Genomic DNA, 17,669 nt, shown 5'->3' with positions numbered 1-17,669 from the left:
GTCGCAACGTTAGGAGGCACGTACCAGGCTAGCCAGCACTTGTAGCTTATTCAATTCGCGGACGAGGCGTTGAGCTTGATGCTTATGAAGCAACGTAGGCACGGTGTCTGGCAAGTGGCTCATTACCTCTCTAGCAGTGCCGATACTACATCCAGAAAGACGCGCGATCGCGCCAGCACCTTCAAAAATAGCTTCTTCAGAGATCGCTCTTTCGACCTGTACCTGCCAGCGTGGGGCTTTGCTAATGCCTCGCTCGACGCGTTGCAGACCCGAAAGCGTTGCCAGCACCACCAGTCGATCGCCCACCTGTAGCCGAATGTCATCGGATGGCATGAGTCGAGCGGGTTCATGAGCCCCTTTTTGGTGCAGAATGGGCACAACACCGTAGCCATAAGCAATGTCAGCTAGTAGACGACCGTTAAGGGTATCGGTGGGTTCGATCTGATACTCCGTCACGAGCGTTGTGCGATCGTTGAGGCGAAACAGGTTGAGAATGTTTTCACCAAACGCGGCACCAGCAAACGCGGCGGCGGCGAGAGCATAGGCTCCCATCACTCTGGCAGCGGGCAGAAGTTGTGCCACATGCTGAGTAAACGCAGGGTCAAAAACGCGCACAACCAGATTGCAGTTGGGATTGGCTGCCTGCGCCATGAGCGCAATTTCCAGGTTAGCGACTTCATCATCCGTGACAATGATCATGCTTTTGGCTGTCGCTAGATTGACTCGTGCCAGGGTGTCGTGAAGATTACCTGTGACGATCGCCATCTGTGGCAGCACACCGGGATCGATGGCGATCGCATGCACGCCCACTAACGGCTGCTTCAGCTCTTGCAAAAGAGTTGCAATACGCTGTCCCAGTCGTCCCAAACCAACCAACACTACGTGTTCAGCTTTTGGGACAGGTGGACGACGCTTCAAAAACTGGAAGCGAGACGCAAGGACTCGCTCAGTCAACGTTGCATAGAGAATACCGATAAAAATAGTGCCAGCAACGGTCATCCCGACACTAAACAGATGCAGCCACCAGGGAATCGCAAAGGGCACTTTCAACTGCCCAAAGAGGTTGTCGAAGCCGCCGATCGCCAGCACCAACGAGACATTGAGCGCATCTTGCAGGGAGATATCCGGATATTGCAGCTTGTAGAGTAAGGCTCCACTGATAAAGAGGCTAAGCATCACGACGCTAGAGAGCAGCGCAACGCGTTGTGTTTGTGTACTCTCACGCCAGAACTGCTGTAGCGTTCGTCGTACGTTTTGCCACTCTAAAGCGAGAGCCAATTCCTGCCAGAACACACGACGGCGGTTATTAGTCTGCAAGTGAGGAGGCGAGATCGCTTCCGTTGCCTCAATGTAAGTGATGGTGTCCCCAGCCTGCACGCGGGTATCCGGATCCCACTGATAGAAGGAATTTGCAGGCGGCATTACAGTCGCCCTAAAATGCCTCAGCACCCGTCGATTGGGTGTATTCAGTTCATACAGCAGGCGACGATCGCACCAGCGATGGTCTGGTTGAATGTGTGTAGTCGAGATTCGCAGCCGCTGCTTTTCTAGCGTAAACAAGCCTTGCGTTTCACTATCCAGGGCTGCCAGTGCAAAACTAGGGGCGGGAAGTTGGGTCGCTTCAAAGGCGATAAAATTCCCCAATTGCTGACCTAGCAACTCGTTGAGATTCTCCTGTGCTGAGCGCACCACCAGGCGAATATTGGGATTCAGCGATCGCGCCGCAAAGGCCGCTGCAATGTTGACACGCTCATCGCTGGTGACGAGTAAAATCGCCCGACAGTCGCGAATGCCTGCCTGTTCAAGCAGCTTTGGCTGCCGACAGTCTCCAATCAGCAGACAATCCATCAAATCATTCAGATCTGGGATTTCCCAGATGGGCGCTTGGGAGGCTTCGATCGCATTAACCGTCACTTCAAATTCTTTCAATACTGAGACGCAGTACTGCCCCAGACTGCCTAGCCCACAGACTAGAAAGGAATCTTTCCGACCCTTATTACTCTCTCCCATTGCTTACATCCATCAATGGCAACGCTATGCTTCATGCTCTTAGCAACGTGATAGCACAGTATTCAGATAGTCCGTGCCGATGCAGCCAAAAACGTTAGTTTATTAGAGGTGCGTGACTCAATTAACTGTTTATGGTGGATGCGTCTCGATCAGATCATGCCAATACGGCAACTGATTCGCTTTTGTCAGTGACCTTTGCTGATCTTGAAGCAGCAGCGGCTCGTCTCAAAGGGCAGGCACATCCTACGCCTGTGATGACTTCGACGACGATCGATCGCCAAACAGGGAGCCGGGTTTTCTTCAAATGCGAGAATTTTCAGCGCATTGGAGCCTTCAAGTTTCGCGGCGCCTACAACGCAATGGTGCAGCTACCAGAAGCACAGCGTCGGCGTGGTGTGCTGGCGTTTTCGTCGGGGAATCATGCTCAGGCGATCGCCCTTTCAGGTCAGTTGCTCAATATCCCAACTACCATTGTCATGCCAGAGGATGCACCAACCGTTAAGCTGATAGCCACGCGCGGCTACGGTGCTGAAGTCGTGACTTACAATCGCCTCACTGACTCGCGCGAAGCGTTGGCGCAGCAGTTGGCAGACGATCGCGGCTTGACGCTCATTCCACCGTTCGACCATCCTCATGTCATTGCAGGGCAGGGCACCGCGGCGAAGGAACTGATCGAAGAAGTGGGCGCACTGGATTTGCTGCTGGTCTGCTGTGGGGGTGGTGGGTTGCTGTCCGGTTGCGCGATCGCCGCTCATGCCCTTTCGCCCTCGTGTCGAGTCATTGGGGTAGAACCCAAACGTGCCGATGATGCCACGCGATCGTTCTATGCCAAAACGCTGCAAACGGTCGAGAACCCGGATACGATCGCTGATGGTGCCCGTACGTCGTCTCTTGGCACACTTACCTTTCCACTGATCCTGCACTACGTCCACGACATGGTGACGGTTTCAGAAGCTGCCATCCTCCGCGCCATGTTCTTCCTGTGGGAACGTCTCAAGATCGTGGTTGAACCGACTGGAGCCTTAGCGACTGCGGCGTTGCTAGAAGGCATTGTCAACGAGCCTGGTGCCCGTGTTGGGGTCATTATCAGCGGTGGCAATGTTGACCTGAAGCAAGCAGGCAAACTGTTTGCCAAAGTCACCAAAACGCCGAGACCCCAACCACACGCTCCATGGGCAGCAGAACTGAGCTAGAAGAGGTTCGGTTTATTTTCTTACAGATCTCTAAATGAAATTTTTGGGTATCGATTTGGGCTGGAGTTCGGGGGCAAGCGGGCTGTGCTGCCTCGATTGGCAGAATGGCAGGCTAGAACTGGTCGATTTGCGACGGGAGGACGCAACTGAGGACATTCTTGCCTGGGTTGATGCCTGCATAGCACCCGATGAGTCCGGCCTGATTGCCGTCGATGCGCCCACGCTGATTCCCAATGCGACTGGAATGCGGCTGTGCGATCGCCTCACCCACAAACACTTTGGACGCTACCATGCGGGTTCCTATCCTGCCAATTTGGGTTTACCGTTTGCCGCACGCACCGTTGCCTTTGGCCTCAGCCTAGAAGCAAAAGGCTTTCACCATGCGCCTACGATCGCACCGCAACAATCGGGACGACATCAAATTGAAGTCTTTCCCCATCCCGCGATCGTGCATCTTTTTGGGCTAGAGAAAATCTTGAAATACAAAAAGGGCAAGTTGGCAGACCGACGGTTGGAACTTGCTCGATTGCAGGAGTATATTTGCGATCGGCTCCCCACCCTGGAACCCGCCCTTGATGTCACCCAAAGCAAACTCTTCCCGCCAGAAATCCCACTCAAAGGAACGGCTCTCAAAGCAGTAGAAGATCAATTGGATAGCCTGATGTGTGCCTACGTCGCCGCGCACTGGTGGTACTGGGGACTGGAACGCAATCTAGCCCTCGGGAACCTCACCGAAGGCTACATTATCGTTCCAACACTCTCAAGAGGAGCTTCAGTAGTATGCTGATCGCTGATTGCTGACTACTGACCGCTAATCAATCTAAACCGGAGGCACCTGCGGCAACTTCGGATCTTGCTCCAAATTGCCCATATTAGGAACATCAACATCGCCAGTCGTCAGGAAGCGGAATGTCTCCTGATAGAGGCTTTGCCAGAAGCGGTTACTCATACTCTGACTGACTTCTGTGGGGTCAACCATTGGGTGCGGCACCAGATCCATAGCGCGGTAGAGATAGTAACGATTGCCGTCCTGCTCTGCGCCCGTTTCTTCGTAAAATGCCTGGTTTGTCTTGATATCAGCCGCGTCTTCGTTTTCAGTCAGGACCATGAAAATGGGCACTTTTTTGAGCGAGTCAAGCGACGCAGGACTCATCACGACACCACTGCCAAAGCGATCGGCGGCTGTAAAACATCCCACTGGAAAGAGAAGGTTCGGGTCCCATCCCATTTCTTTGATGTCGAGTGGGCCAGTGAGGTTGACGTATTGTCGCCGCTGTTCCCCATAGACCTGCAACAGCGGTGCAAAAACAACTGCTTTCTGCACACGATCGGGATCGGCTGCCGCCAATGCCAGTGCCACGGCTCCACCGACCGATAAGCCCACTGTGTAAACAGCACCAGGAATAGACGACACTTCTGCCAATCGCGCTTTTGCGTGGTTCAGATAGTCCAGATGAGAGGAGATATAGTATTCATCGAAGTCAGGATCATCGTCGGTCTCAATCGACTTCATAATATCCAGCATTCGCGGCTCAATCTTAACCAAACGCGACACGAGCGCTGCCTGCTGCACCGGATTGAGTTGGGCACCTTCGGGATTGTTGGCAAGGTTGGCAATAAAAGCTTGGAGCACTGGATCTTGCGAGGCTTTTTCCTTCAGCGGACCCGCGATCGCAGGCAGGAGGTCAATCTGCGGCCAGTTCCTGGCAGGATGGATGAATGGATGTCCGGCGATCGACGGCTGATAAACATTGAATCCGTTGCGAAACAGGTAGTCTGCTAAGCGCCACATTTGATGTGGTTTAGCGCTAAAACCGTGAAACAGCAGCACAGTGCCGAGAATTGGCCGTCCTGGTTCGTGAAACAGGTAGTAGGGATACGCGCCCTCACGACGATCGGGGTTGCTGTCAATGCTGTGGATATAGGCAGCAATCGCCCGCTTTGCCTGATCGAGTTGTGTAGCAGTCGGCGTAACAGATTTCGGACTCATGCGCAATTCTCCTGAGGACTAGAAGGATGAACCGGGTTGTTTCAAGAACGTTATCTCTGCTGGCATAGACTCACGACCAGGTATGGGGCTGCAGTGAGGAAACGACCCAACGACTCAATGACCGCCCAGTATTTTACAACCTGGTAATCAATACCCGTCGCAACCGAATTATTCCGCAGAGGGTGAAATAACTCAACGGCTTCATTCTAAATGTTCACTGCGTTTCAACGGCATGTAAAGAAACCAACGCACTAAAATTCCCCGTTTTTGATGATAGCCCCGACGTTCGATCGCCAGACACCTCCACCAACAACGGGGAAATCAATTTAGGATGACCTATCCTTACTCTTGACTCAAGACATCGCTTGAATGATGTAGTCAAAATAGGGCAACGCTTCTGCCGCATCATCAGCCGAAAGCAACCCTAGAGAGGCTACTTTCAGGCAACGAATGGCTTCTGCCATACCAGGAACCGGTACGCCTAGAGCGTTGTACATTTCGCGCGCACCAATTAAACCGATTTTTTCGATCGGATCCTTATCGCCAGCCAAAATGCCATACGTTACCAGACGCAGGTACCAACCGTAGTCACGCAGACAGAGGGCACGCTGCTTATCGCCATAAGCATTGCCACCCGGGGCGATAAAGTCTGGGCGTTTTTTCCAAAGCTGCTTACTCGCTTCTTGAACAATTTTTTTCTCATTTTCCGATAGCGTGGCAGCGATACGGGTACGCTGCTCGCCAGTTTTAAAAAAGCCTTGCAAGCCCTGGAGTTCGCCCAAGGTGGGATAACGCAGTTCATCGTCGGCTTGCAGGATGACTTGGCTAACTACACTCATAATTATGGCTGTCTCTGCAGATATCTCTCTGTAGTTTACTGACTCAGGGGGACAGAGCGAAAGAGTAAAGAAAAAATCGCTGAGTGAGGCTTTACAAAAGTTTACTTTTAGGGATATTTCGATCGCTCAGTTCCACTGGCCTCTTGACTGCTCAGCACTATGTTTGGCGGGCATTATAAGCATCTGCTTTTGCAAGCTTTACCCTCTAAAGCCAACCCGTTATATGTAACGATCCTAAGGAAAAGAGCTCCAACCCCTGGCTTAAGATTGCTTACTTTGCGGCAATCAAGTACACCAACTCAAGTGTAGGGACTTCCGGACAGATAGATTTGAGCGTCGGGGCAGTGCAATGCAATACCCCGACCAGAATTTGTGATTGACTGTTCGTTATTTCCACGCCTGTCCCTCAAGCGTGGCGATTCGCTTCTTCTTGCAGCCAGGCATCAGCAGGCTGACCATCTTTGCGACGCAGCTCGATCTCAACCGTCATGACCTGTCCAGAGCCAGGAGGTGCAGGCTTTTGATGAAACAAGATGTCATAAGCGTCGGGCTCTTCGTTGCGTTCCCTCAACCAATCCTGCACCTTTAGCGAGGCAAAAAACGACTGCCCCTGCTCAAACATGCGGGTGATTTCCATCTGGAGAGTGAAAGGGTTCAACCGGGGCATTGTCGCGACTCATCAAGTACCGTGCTTATTTTAGCCTACGGATTAACCGCGCTTCTAAAACGTCTGCGTGTTTGAATCATCTGAAAAGAGACCCAGCAGTGGACCCAACACCGCACCAAAAACAAAACCGCCTGCGTGTGCCCAATAGGCGACACCACCGCTTTCCATGCCAATGTTCATGGGTGCTTCCAGGCTAGCTAAGCCATAAAGTGCTTGCTGCAAAAACCAAAAACCCAAAAAAGCGAAAGCGGGTACTCGAAACGTCCAGAAGAAGAAGCCGAGAGGAATCAGGGTTAGCACTTCTGCTTTGGGGAAACGCAAGATGTAGGCCCCCATCACGCCAGCGATCGCGCCACTTGCACCTAACGATGGGATCGCTGACCCGGAGGAGAAAAACCATTGTGTTAGCGCTGCTAATGCGCCACAGGCGAGGTAAAAGATTAAATACTTAACATGTCCCAAACGGTCTTCAACATTGTTGCCAAAGATCCAGAGAAACAACATATTACCAGCGACATGTAAAAAACCGCCGTGTAAAAATTGAGACGTAAAGAGGGTAATCCACTCTGGTAGTGGCTGAGCTGATAGTTGACCGGAGAAACTAGCAGTCAACTCTCTAGGAACGACGGCCCAAACCCGAAAGAACTGCTCAAGCTGGGGTGGTGATAACGTCAATTCGTAGAGAAAGACCAGAACATTCGCAGCGATTAACGCATAGGTTACGACTGGAGTAATAGTCGTTGGATTATTGTCACGCAGAGGAACCACTAATTTTTCCTTCTCTGTAGCTAGCTAGAAGCGAGAATACTACACTTCGTTTCAAATAGACGTTGATCCAGAGATAGATTGCTAAAAAAAGCCCTCTACTGCGTTAAAGAGGGCTTACAGGGAAATAATTAAATGACTTACCAACCCATTTGAGACTGTTCCAGAACATAGGTTGCGACATCTTCAATCTGCAAACTATTCAAGCGTCCCCGAAAGGAAGGCATCGCGTTTTTGCCCTTGGTTACCTGATTTTTAATTGCGTCGATCGAAGCCATGCCGTATTGCTCCAACGCTTCTTTCTTAAGCGTCTTTTTAGCAAGAATGACATTGTTGCCACCCATATGGCAGGCGGCGCAATTGGCGTTAAAGAGTTTTGCACCGTTCGCAGAATTACCTGCCTGTGCCGGAGAGCCTGCCAGACCCATAAACAATCCGATCATTAGCAAGGCTATGAGCAACAGTCGCTTCAAACGGTTTCCCCTATGACTATATGTTTTTGTAAAGATTTCAGGTTACCAGCAAGAAGCTGATCCAGCGTGGTAATCGATCAATTTTGAATGGATAGACGAAGAGTGTTTTGGGAGTAGATTTTTGAGAGCGTTTAAACACCGTCAAAAAACCTGAACAGAACGCTAAAGTAACAGCGATCGGGGCGAAGAGATCACATGACAAAAATGGAACTATCTATACTCCTGGGAGATAGTTCCATTTGTTTTGTCAATTAGCCTGCAACAGTCACCTTACCAATCATGCCAGCGCCCCGGTGGGGGGCGCAGAAGTAAGAGTATTCACCCGGTGCAAGATCTTTGGGGATCGTCAACTCGTAACCTTTGCCGGGAGACATTTCGAGCTGAGGATGAGAAAGAGATTTAGCCAACGCTTTATCGTTGCCAGGGATCGCCTTGTCATCGAAGATCACGTTGTGAGGAGGCACTTTATTGACAACCCACTTCACGGTATCGCCTGGCTTAACGGTTACGTTAGCAGGCTGAAACACCAACAGCCCATTATCAGCGCCCATTTTGACAGTAACGGTTTCGGCAGCAGCCGGAGCAACAGACACGAAAAAGCTACCAATAACAAGCAAGGCAGCCATTAAGCTGAGGCAAAGGCTTTTCGTCACAGAATTGATTGATTTCATAGCTCTCTTGGGGATTTAAGCGCATATACACAATTAGATCTTAAACCAAATCTACGACAGCGCGTCGAAGAATCCAAACGGTTATGCAGCGCAAGCTACGAGAGTTTGACAATTAGCGATCGCCTACTTATCTGGAAACAGTGCGCCGCCCCATCCCGGCGCTGTTTGAGCCGCCCTCAGCACAAAGCCAGCAAGCTTTTCAACCTGTGCTTGAGACAACCAGGTTTCAGGCACTTGACGACACCAAAAGGTCTCTTCAGTACCGCTATAGGTCATGGGTTGCCTAAGATAAGCAACCAGACTGCTGATGGTATCGCGCCGTGGTGTTGCGCTCTGCAAGTCCTTCAACGAAAGCGACACAGATGGATCAGGCAGCGTCGCCCCGCCGACGTGACAATTAAGACAGTTACGTTCAAACAACTGTTTGCCAGTTGACATTTCCTCTGCTGCAAAGAGCCGAGTGTGACCTTGCTCATCCAAAACCAGAGGGACTGGTTCAACGACATGCAGATAGCGAGTGACATAAGCATCCGCTGCTGCATAGGCTGGAGACGCGATCGCTAGCAAACAGGAAGCGAAAAGAGCGAGTAGAAACAAATGCATTCCTAAAAGGCGATGCTGCATGGCTGAAAGCTCACTCAAACAAAACTAAAGCCTCCCATCGGCAAACCGTAAACTTCTATAAGCCTATAGCTTGCCGATGAGAGGCTTTCAGCACAAGTATTGATCAGTGGATCTTTGATACGTGCTTAATAATAAATCTTACCGCCGCCCCACTTATCGCCAACCACTTTGGGTTGCAGCAAGATGTGACCCGCGATCGCAACCAGATCATCTTCTGTCAGGTTACGCATTTCGGGGAAACTGTCTTTACTTTTAAGGCTAGGATGCACTTCAGCAATGGACTGGGCCCCATCGTAGGTAGTGGGGTCTTTCATATAATCCACCAGTGCATTGACACTATTGCGGGGTGGGGTTGCCAGCGATAGTGATTCTGGGTCAAGACCAACGTTTGGGTCTGTCTTGGTGACACCACCGGCATGGCATTGGGCACAAGCATATTGAAACAGACGTTTGCCTTCTTTGACTTGTTTGAGGCTTAGCTCAACGGTTCCACCGTTATCATCAAGCGCAATCGTACGCGTCGCTGGGTCCAGTTCAGCCGCTGAGACGCTGCCGACAAACATTTGAAAAGCGAAGAATACAGTGGCTACAACAAGCCAAATGTACCTTTTAAGCATGGTTCTCCTTACTGTGGCTCAGGTATTTGGGTTATTAAGACGCCGGACTCAGTCAACTTCCACCTGGATGCCTAAGAGCCTGCTTAAAAGCAGTATTCCAGGTAATAGCCAGCTGTGTTAAAAGCACAAGCACTAGGGAATGAAGAACGTTACCTTCACATCCGCCAAAGCCAGACGAGTCTGGGGTTTAAAATGAATTCCTTTCTGATTGTACAGGCGAAGCGTACCCTCAATAGAACGGTCAAAGTTCTTCACAAGTGCTGCTGTTGCTGGATCGCTCCAAACCCATGCGATCGCCCAACCGTATGGCTTGAGTGGACAGCTGTTGCTGCTTGTCTACAGCGCCTAAAAGCACCGACTCACACCATTCGCTCGCTCTCAATCAAACCCTCATACCTCTGGAGTAGTCACACTGAGCGATCGCACGCCTGACAGGTGAGCGGGCAAGTGAGCCAGTGGGGCAGAGGGTTGATGCAAGCGAATGAGTTGTGCCAGGGTTTTCTTGAGCTGAGTCCGAGGCACGATCGCATCAACGAATCCATGCTCCAGCAAATATTCGGCTGTCTGAAAATCATCGGGCAGCTTTTCTCGCAGCGTTTGTTCGACCACTCTGCGCCCAGCGAAGCCGATCGTTGCTTTGGGTTCGGCCAAGATAATATCTCCCAGCATGGCGAAACTTGCAGTAACACCACCTGTCGTCGGGTGCGTGAGTACAGGAATGTAAAGTAAACGAGCTTCTCGATGACGTTCCAGAGCGCCGGAAATTTTCGCCATTTGCATCAGGCTCAGCATGCCTTCCTGCATTCTGGCACCGCCCGAAGCACAAACAATAATGACTGACAGACGCTCACGAGTCGCACGTTCAATCATACGGGTCAGCTTCTCGCCAACCACAGACCCCATACTGCCACCCATAAACCGGAAATCCATGACGCCGAGCGCCACTGGCAACTCATCTAGTTGACCAATCCCGGTTTGCACAGCATCCAAAAGCTTGAGTTTGTCTTGCGTTTCGCGCAAACGATCGCTGTAGGGTTTGCGATCGCGAAATTTCAGCGGATCAGTTGCAGAGAGCCCTTCATCCAGTGCAATCCATGTATTAGCATCCACAAGCTGTTGAATCCGTTCGTCGCTATAAACCCGAATGTGATGGTTGCATTCTAAGCAAACCATTTGGTTCGTTCGGAGATCTTTAGCGTAAGTGAGCACGCTGCATGCTTCACATTTGGCCCAAAGCCCATCTGCGATTTCCCGTTCTTGCCGATCTTTGCTAATGGGACCAGCTTTTTGCCGATTAGCAAACCAATCAAATAACGACATGAGCGCGGTAGTTCCTTACTAACTCGCTACCTGTCCATACCTCAGCCAGAACTCTAGACATGCGATCAGAAGCCGAGCAGATAGCCTGATTTTTCAAACTTTAAACGTTGAGACAACAATCAAAAACATTTAGTTTCCGACTGATCATAGCAGGTTACTCAGACGCTTCTGTTGCCTCGTTGATAACACTGAGCAACTGGATGGCAAATTGCTCATCCTCAGCATGCACTTGTAACGCTGCCAGGCTGCCTTGCCCCATGTAAGATTCGATACCCAGATCGATAATGCGGGCTGGTACTTCGTGCGCTGCCAATACCTGCTCCATGAGTTCAGCTTCCCAACGCAGACTGGTTGTTTTCACAGTCGCCCAACGGAGGTGATCGATGCTGCTGTTAAAGCTTTTATTGGTTTGCAAGGCCACTCGACTGGAAAAGGGATCGGTTGCCTTCAGAACGCTAGCGACTCCAGTACAGAATTTAATCAATGTATTCAATAGCACGACGTTAATTTTAGCGGCGGCTGGGAATTCTAGAGTGAGGTCAAGATTAGCACAATGATATGAACGGCAGCACAATTTCAGGATTGGTGGGCTCTTCCGAACACGATGCGATCGCAGATGATTCGCTTAAAGACGAAGATAACGCGGCGTGGGTGATGGAGTTAGAGCCTTGTGTGCGCGAAGCCTGGATTGAGCGCATTGGCTGGATTCGCCTGATTGATCGACTCGCTGAGAATGAACTGGTTGATTCTAGCAGCTCTGAGTTCCGCAAGTTTTACTCTAGTTGGAAGTGGCTCTTGCTTTGGGGTCGGGTCAAGCCGGGATGCGCATATCAAGAGGTGCTGAACCGGATTTGCACCCTATGGTTTGGCACCTTCTCTAGCCCCGTCGATCGTCTCTCAATTTGGTCGTGGAACCGCTACTTGAAAGCGATCGAACGGTATCACGAGCACGATCTCATCATTGACACGCTCGAGCAGTATGAAGTCATGTTGAAAGATTTGGGTGGCGCGTATTTCCAAGTCTTACCATTCTTAGATCAACCTTACTGGCAAGCTGCCTGCTATTTTGGTGCCTTAGACCAGTTTTTTAATAACCTCCGTGACATTCAAGAAGATGCTCAGCGCGGTATTTGCTACATTCCCGCAGACGTGCTCATCCAGTTTGGTGTGACACGCGAAGAAATCATTCAGCAGACTGCCCTGCAGAACCCAAGCTACACAAAAATGATGGAGTTTTTGCTCGATAGCTATCTCACCGGGTTACGGCAAAAAGCCTATCCACTGATCATGGCGGAGAATTTGCACCCTTCATGGACGATCCTACGAGATTGGTCAGTGCATCGCTATCACCGCATTGAGCGTATCTTCCGCGATTGCAATTTTGACTACACCCAGTTTCCTAAGCTTTATTGGGCGGAAGTGCAACAAGACCTGCCGCTACTCATTGGCCAATTGCACCAGCAGCAACCGATGATGCGTAGCCCAGCCAAACGCTTTCTTGGTCGCGATACCTCAACGATGCCGCCACTACTGCGGGCGATCGGTCGCAAAGTTATTAGGGTTATTGGTATGGTTCTCCAGCGTCCATCCTTCTTTGGGCAGGAATCGAGCTAGGGTGTAACAGACGCTAAGTCTTGGCGCTAGCCTCCGAACCATAACGCTGCGAAAGAAATGCTGATGAGCCCACCATCGTTGAACCCACTGCTAGGGCGTGCCGTCGCGATCGCTGCTACTGCACACCAGAACCAAGTAGATAAGGCCAATGCGCCCTACATTTTGCATCCACTTCGACTGATGTTACGGGGGCAAACACCTTTAGAGCAGATTGTAGCGGTGCTTCACGATGTGGTGGAAGACTCTGACTGGACGCTAGAGCGACTCGCGGCTGAAGGGTTTCTCCCAGAGGCGATCGCAGCCTTGGACTGTCTCACGCGGCGTTCTGATGAGAGCTACGACGAGTTTATCGATCGCGTGCTGACCAATCCCCTGGCAATGCGAGTCAAGCGCTACGACCTGGAAGACAACATGACGCTGACCCGTATGACAGCGTTAACGAACAAAGATATCGAGCGGCTGCAGCGGTATCACACAGCACATCAACGTCTCTTGAGAGGCTTAGAGGCAGAAGAAAAGCGATCGTGAGCATGCCTGGAATCAGTCGTCAGGAGTCCGTCTCCACTGCTTCACGAAGTATAGACTACTGACACCACCAACCAGACGCCATTCCCAACCTCGCTGCCAATTACAGCAACCCGATCGCATGCAACGGACCACGCCCCATAAAGAGCTCTAGCAGCACCGCGAGAATGCCCAGCATGGCAAGACGACCGTTCCAGACCTCAGCTGAGATCGTCATGCCCCATTCCCATCGCTCTGGTGGATACATCTTCACTTGCTTCTCTGGATGCATGACTTGAGCCAGCTTCAAATGCGGTGCATCGAGGGCTTCTACCACCAAATTTGCCAGGTCATCAATAAAGCCAGGATGAGTATTGAGGGCAGGGACACGATGGAAATTTTCAATCCCTGCTTCCTCTGCCAACTCCCGGTATTCCATGTCAATTTCTTGCAGTGTTTCAATGTGCTCTGACACGAAACTAATGGGTACTACCGCGAGATCTTTCACCCCTTGCTCGGCAAGTTCCTTCAGCGCATCGTCGGTATAAGGCTGGAGCCATTCTACAGGGCCCACACGACTTTGGTAGGCCAGTACGTGAGGGTTGGGTCGGTTCAGTGTCTGCATAATCAGCGCCACGCACCCTTCAATTTCGCGCTGGTAGGGATCGCCTGCTTCTTCAACGTAACTAACAGGAACACCGTGAGCGCTGAAGAAAACGTGAACCTTGTCTGGTTCAGGGAATCGATCGAGTTCCGTAGCAATCAGGTCTGCCATTGCCTGTAGATAGCCTGGGCGATCGTACCAGGATGGAATCGCAGTGTAGTCAATTTGAGCCAGACTGGGATCTTCGTGCCAAATTTGCTCTAGCAGGCGGAAGCTGGAACCACTCGTACTGATCGAAAAATGGGGGTAAAGCGGCAGTATGACTAGGCGCTCGACGTGATCGCGCTTGATGCGGGCGATCGCTTCTTCGGTATAAGGATGCCAATAACGCATACCAACATAGACGTTAGCCTCGTGCCCTTTATTTTGGAGCTGTGCTTGGAGAGCTTGAGCCTGTTCTTCAGTAATACGTCGCAGGGGCGAACCACCGCCAATCTGCCGATAGTTTTCCTGAGACTTTTGGGCTCGTGTGGTTGAGATTAACCAGGCAAGCGGCCGTTGCAGCCAGGGAAACGGCAGCCGAATAATCTCCGGGTCGGAAAACAGATTGAACAGGAACGGACGAACGTCTTCTAATTGGTCTGGCCCACCCAGATTTAGCAGCAATACCCCAAATCGACCCATAACAGCTACAGCTTTTTCTTGCTCTCAGGTTTGTAACTGATTTTAACCTTATGTATGGAGCAAGGTAGGCTAGAGAACCACAGATCGCAGATTTTCTCTAAAAGTTCGTAACAGAACGTTAAATTTGATGATGATCAACGCGATAAACTTACCCCAGACAACGATCGCCCATTCTAGAATGAGGACGCAGGGGCTCAAGCGCTGCTGACCGATAACCGACTCTAGCTTTTCTATGACTGATGCGAATGCCGCGATCGATGCTCGGATTTTGCAGACCAATCAGCGCTTAAAAGCAGCACATATGGGCTTTCAGATTGAGCGTCGGGGACAGAAACTGGGTTTACGCGGAATGCTGCCACCCCGTCCTGGCAGCTTACGGCTCAAGCCGTCACAACAGCGCCTCAGCCTGGGACTGCCAGCAACGTCTGCTGGTTTGAAGCAAGCAGAGCAAACGGTGAAAGTCATTGTGGCACAGATCATCCAGAATTCCTTTGACTGGCGTCAGTACGACAGCGGTTCTGGCTGGGGACGCTTAGACCAGATCGGTTTAGCACAACAATTGCAAGCGTTTGAGCATCACTTCCTCACTGAACCATCGCGGCTAAGCCACCCTGCCTCGGCTAAAACGACTTGGGAGACTGCCTACTCTCCGTATCTCCGGAAACTGGAGGCGATCGCGCAGGCGAATCCTCAATTAAGCTTCGTCGAAGTTCTCTACGCTACAGTGCGTGCCACAGAAGACAATTCTCGCAGTCGTCAAGTTTGTTGTACCGCGTTAGGCGCTTTGGCTAAGTTTCTCAGCGTTGAGTTGCCGATCGACCTGAAATCGCTCTGGGGCAGTTATGGTCTGAGCCAAATGCGAGCCCGTACACTGCCCTCCGATGCACTGATTGCGTCCACCTGGGAGAGCATTCCCAATCCGGGTTGGCAGTTTGTCTATGCGGTCATGGCAACCTACGGCTTGAGAAACCATGAGGTGTTCTTCTGTGACTACTCCGCACTGCTGCAGGGCAAACCTGAAGCGACCATTCGCGTCCTTAATACCAGCAAAACGGGGTCTCATGATGTTTGGCCCTTCTACCCAGAATGGGTCGATCACTTTAATTTGCGATCGATTCAATTACCAGCGATTCAGACTGATCTCACCCAAACTACACTGCAGCGCATTGGGCAGCGTGTAACCTCTCAGTTCCGCCGCTACGACTTACCCTTCTCCCCGTACAATCTGCGTCATGCCTGGGCAGTCCGCACTATTCACTTTGGTTTAGCCGATACAGTCGCTGCTCGTATGATGGGGCACTCCGTCGCGGTGCACAATCGCACCTATCACCAATGGATGACTCATCGGGACCAGCAGCAGGCAGTAGAAACGGCATTGAATCGAAATCAGTTGGTCGCACCGGGAGGGGGAAAGGCCGAAGGCTAAAGGCTAAAGGCTAAAGGCTAAAGACAGAACTCAAAACTCCTTGCTCCTTACTCTTCTCCAACAACTCAAAACTCAAAACTCTCATCCCCTCTTATGGCAACGATTCTCAGAGACTGGAGTTACCAATATCAGTGGCTCTACGATGGCTTCTCGCGCTTAGCGGCATTAAGTGTAGGAGGTGAGCGGCGGTTTCGGCAATTAGCTCTGGAGGGGTTGCCGATCGCCCCTGAAACCACCATGCTCGATCTGTGCTGTGGCAGTGGGCAGGCAACGAAATTTTTGGTGGAGCGATCGCGCCATGTCACTGGCCTGGATGCTTCACCACTGTCGCTTAAGCGTGCGCGCAAAAATGTACCCCAAGCAGACTATGTCGAAGCCTTTGCGGAAGCAATGCCGTTTTCTGACAATCACTTTGATGTGGTGCATACCAGTGTGGCGCTGCATGAAATGGAGCCCCAACAACTCCAGCAAATTCTTCGGGAAGTGCATCGCGTTCTTCGACCCAATGGCTATTTCACATTGGTCGATTTTCACAAACCGACCAATCTGCTCTTTGTGACTGGTCTGACGCTCTTTCTGCTGCTGTTTGAAACGCAAACTGCGTGGACGTTGATTAGAAGTGACCTGACCGCACTATTGGAGAACGTTGGCTTTCAGGTTGACCAGCAAACGCTCCACGCAGGCGGCAGTCTCCAGGTCATTCAAGCGAAGAAGTTGTCTTAACCCGTTGGGTCAAGCTTATGCCTGCTGTGATGAACAAGAATGTTGTAATGGATAAAAAGGCGTTACGAAAATCGCTGCTACAGGCTCGTCAGTCGATCGCGCCCGAAATCTGGCAAGCGAAAAGTAGCCAGCTTTGTGACCACCTGCGATCGTCTGCTCTTTTCACGCAGGCTCAAACCGTCCTTGCCTACTTTAGTATTCGCCAAGAACCTGATCTTAGTTTGCTGTTCCCAGCGTCAAAAACCTGGGGCTTTCCGCGTTGTGTTGGTAAGCGCTTAACCTGGCATGTTTGGTCACCTGACGGTTCACTGGCACTACAAGCCGGAGCGTATGGCATCCCAGAACCGTGTCCAGATTCGCCTATTCTAGAACCCGATCAGGTGGATTTAATGCTGGTGCCCGCGATCGCCTGTGATACTGGTGGCTACCGTCTAGGCTACGGCGGCGGCTTCTACGATCGCTTGCTTGCTTCACCCGTCTGGGCAGAAAAAATAACGATCGGCATTGTCTTCGATAGCGCCTATCTGTCTATAGTTCCTGAAGATGCATGGGATCAACCACTCACAGCCGTTTGCACAGAAAAGGGGCTGTTTTTTTCGGAGCAGCGTTTATGACGTATGGTTTGACCAATCAGTAAGGAGACTTCCAAGAAAAAATGCCGTTGGGTACGGGCAGGTTTTGCCAGAGTCTTCCCCTCTAGCTGTTAACCTTGTGATCAAACCTGCTCCTACGGGGCTTTTGTTTGCTAGAAAGCTACCAAGCAAGCGCTGTGATTCGTGGTGCAGGCTTGACATTTCCCCTTAGAACTAGCGATACTGGAAAGCTGACTGTCTATTCCTGCTCGGATCAGGTCGGACATAATAAAAGCCCGAGAGTAGTTATGAGTTAGAAGCATTAAGTGTTGAGTTAGCGAACATTGTATTAACTCAAAACTTAGAACTCGGA

The 17,669-nt window shown here is 51.1% G+C and carries 20 protein-coding genes; 7 read left to right on the top strand and 13 right to left on the bottom strand.

The window, feature by feature from the left end; translation table 11 throughout:
* Window positions 1-9: 9 nt before the first annotated feature.
* Window positions 10-2,010: a potassium channel family protein gene (locus tag C7B82_RS14020; protein ID WP_106256907.1), complete on the bottom strand. Its 2,001-nt coding sequence runs from the start codon at window positions 2,008-2,010 to the stop codon at window positions 10-12.
* A 131-nt stretch (window positions 2,011-2,141) separates the two neighbouring features.
* Here C7B82_RS14020 and C7B82_RS14015 point away from each other — a divergent pair, with 131 nt between their 5' ends.
* Both C7B82_RS14015 and C7B82_RS14010 read left to right on the top strand, forming a co-directional pair.
* The gene (locus C7B82_RS14015) at window positions 2,142-3,203 is read left to right on the top strand and encodes a threo-3-hydroxy-L-aspartate ammonia-lyase (protein WP_106256906.1); all 1,062 of its coding nucleotides are present in this window, start codon (window positions 2,142-2,144) and stop codon (window positions 3,201-3,203) included.
* A 34-nt stretch (window positions 3,204-3,237) separates the two neighbouring features.
* Window positions 3,238-3,990 (top strand): DUF429 domain-containing protein, encoded by a 753-nt coding sequence (locus tag C7B82_RS14010; RefSeq protein WP_106256905.1) that lies wholly within the window; start codon window positions 3,238-3,240, stop codon window positions 3,988-3,990.
* A gap of 33 nt (window positions 3,991-4,023) precedes the next feature.
* Here the strand turns inward: C7B82_RS14010 and C7B82_RS14005 are convergent, their stop codons facing one another.
* The 11 genes from C7B82_RS14005 to C7B82_RS13960 form a co-directional block, all read right to left on the bottom strand.
* Complete coding sequence (locus tag C7B82_RS14005; RefSeq protein ID WP_106256904.1) at window positions 4,024-5,193, bottom strand: alpha/beta fold hydrolase; 1,170 nt, start codon at window positions 5,191-5,193, stop codon at window positions 4,024-4,026.
* Between the two features lie 353 nt (window positions 5,194-5,546).
* A complete protein-coding gene (gene apcD / locus C7B82_RS14000) occupies window positions 5,547-6,032 on the bottom strand; it encodes an allophycocyanin subunit alpha-B (RefSeq protein WP_106256903.1) in 486 nt (161 codons plus the stop codon).
* A 406-nt stretch (window positions 6,033-6,438) separates the two neighbouring features.
* Entirely contained in the window at window positions 6,439-6,699 is a 261-nt protein-coding gene (locus C7B82_RS13995) for a hypothetical protein (protein WP_106256902.1), read from the bottom strand.
* Between the two features lie 54 nt (window positions 6,700-6,753).
* The gene (locus C7B82_RS13990) at window positions 6,754-7,467 is read right to left on the bottom strand and encodes a rhomboid family intramembrane serine protease (RefSeq protein ID WP_106256901.1); all 714 of its coding nucleotides are present in this window, start codon (window positions 7,465-7,467) and stop codon (window positions 6,754-6,756) included.
* A gap of 137 nt (window positions 7,468-7,604) precedes the next feature.
* Entirely contained in the window at window positions 7,605-7,925 is a 321-nt protein-coding gene (petJ, locus tag C7B82_RS13985; protein ID WP_422632137.1) for a cytochrome c6 PetJ, read from the bottom strand.
* 263 nt (window positions 7,926-8,188) lie between these two features.
* Window positions 8,189-8,608, bottom strand: a complete 420-nt coding sequence (petE, locus tag C7B82_RS13980) for a plastocyanin (RefSeq protein WP_106256899.1) — start codon at window positions 8,606-8,608, stop codon at window positions 8,189-8,191.
* A 123-nt stretch (window positions 8,609-8,731) separates the two neighbouring features.
* Entirely contained in the window at window positions 8,732-9,232 is a 501-nt protein-coding gene (gene psbV2, locus C7B82_RS13975; RefSeq protein ID WP_106256898.1) for a photosystem II cytochrome PsbV2, read from the bottom strand.
* A 125-nt stretch (window positions 9,233-9,357) separates the two neighbouring features.
* Window positions 9,358-9,849 (bottom strand): photosystem II cytochrome c-550, encoded by a 492-nt coding sequence (gene psbV, locus C7B82_RS13970; RefSeq protein WP_106256897.1) that lies wholly within the window; start codon window positions 9,847-9,849, stop codon window positions 9,358-9,360.
* A gap of 241 nt (window positions 9,850-10,090) precedes the next feature.
* Window positions 10,091-10,231 carry a hypothetical protein gene (locus C7B82_RS32310; protein ID WP_181357491.1) on the bottom strand — a complete coding sequence of 47 codons (141 nt, stop codon included), beginning with the start codon at window positions 10,229-10,231 and terminating at the stop codon, window positions 10,091-10,093.
* A gap of 8 nt (window positions 10,232-10,239) precedes the next feature.
* Window positions 10,240-11,169 carry an acetyl-CoA carboxylase, carboxyltransferase subunit beta gene (gene accD / locus C7B82_RS13965; RefSeq protein WP_106256896.1) on the bottom strand — a complete coding sequence of 310 codons (930 nt, stop codon included), beginning with the start codon at window positions 11,167-11,169 and terminating at the stop codon, window positions 10,240-10,242.
* 154 nt (window positions 11,170-11,323) lie between these two features.
* On the bottom strand, window positions 11,324-11,662 hold the full coding sequence (locus C7B82_RS13960; RefSeq protein ID WP_146141152.1) for a hypothetical protein: 339 nt from the start codon (window positions 11,660-11,662) through the stop codon (window positions 11,324-11,326).
* A 65-nt stretch (window positions 11,663-11,727) separates the two neighbouring features.
* Between C7B82_RS13960 and C7B82_RS13955 the strand changes: the two genes are divergently transcribed.
* Window positions 11,728-12,783, top strand: a complete 1,056-nt coding sequence (locus C7B82_RS13955; protein ID WP_106256894.1) for a squalene/phytoene synthase family protein — start codon at window positions 11,728-11,730, stop codon at window positions 12,781-12,783.
* Between the two features lie 63 nt (window positions 12,784-12,846).
* Window positions 12,847-13,311, top strand: a complete 465-nt coding sequence (locus tag C7B82_RS13950) for a phosphohydrolase (protein WP_219904380.1) — start codon at window positions 12,847-12,849, stop codon at window positions 13,309-13,311.
* A gap of 100 nt (window positions 13,312-13,411) precedes the next feature.
* On the opposite strand, the gene hemH is transcribed toward C7B82_RS13950, so the two are convergent.
* Window positions 13,412-14,575: a ferrochelatase gene (hemH, locus tag C7B82_RS13945; protein ID WP_106256893.1), complete on the bottom strand. Its 1,164-nt coding sequence runs from the start codon at window positions 14,573-14,575 to the stop codon at window positions 13,412-13,414.
* A gap of 232 nt (window positions 14,576-14,807) precedes the next feature.
* Between hemH and C7B82_RS13940 the strand changes: the two genes are divergently transcribed.
* From C7B82_RS13940 to C7B82_RS13930, 3 genes are all read left to right on the top strand, one after another.
* The gene (locus C7B82_RS13940) at window positions 14,808-16,001 is read left to right on the top strand and encodes an integrase (RefSeq protein WP_106256892.1); all 1,194 of its coding nucleotides are present in this window, start codon (window positions 14,808-14,810) and stop codon (window positions 15,999-16,001) included.
* A 93-nt stretch (window positions 16,002-16,094) separates the two neighbouring features.
* Window positions 16,095-16,724 carry a class I SAM-dependent methyltransferase gene (locus C7B82_RS13935; protein WP_106256891.1) on the top strand — a complete coding sequence of 210 codons (630 nt, stop codon included), beginning with the start codon at window positions 16,095-16,097 and terminating at the stop codon, window positions 16,722-16,724.
* A gap of 29 nt (window positions 16,725-16,753) precedes the next feature.
* The gene (locus tag C7B82_RS13930; RefSeq protein WP_245939891.1) at window positions 16,754-17,338 is read left to right on the top strand and encodes a 5-formyltetrahydrofolate cyclo-ligase; all 585 of its coding nucleotides are present in this window, start codon (window positions 16,754-16,756) and stop codon (window positions 17,336-17,338) included.
* Window positions 17,339-17,669: the final 331 nt, after the last annotated feature.

It is taken from the genome of Stenomitos frigidus ULC18 (assembly GCF_003003795.1).
GTDB lineage: Bacteria > Cyanobacteriota > Cyanobacteriia > Leptolyngbyales > Leptolyngbyaceae > Stenomitos > Stenomitos frigidus_A.
Note: the sequence above shows the minus strand (reverse complement) of the source record. Positions and strands in the feature narration are given on the sequence as shown.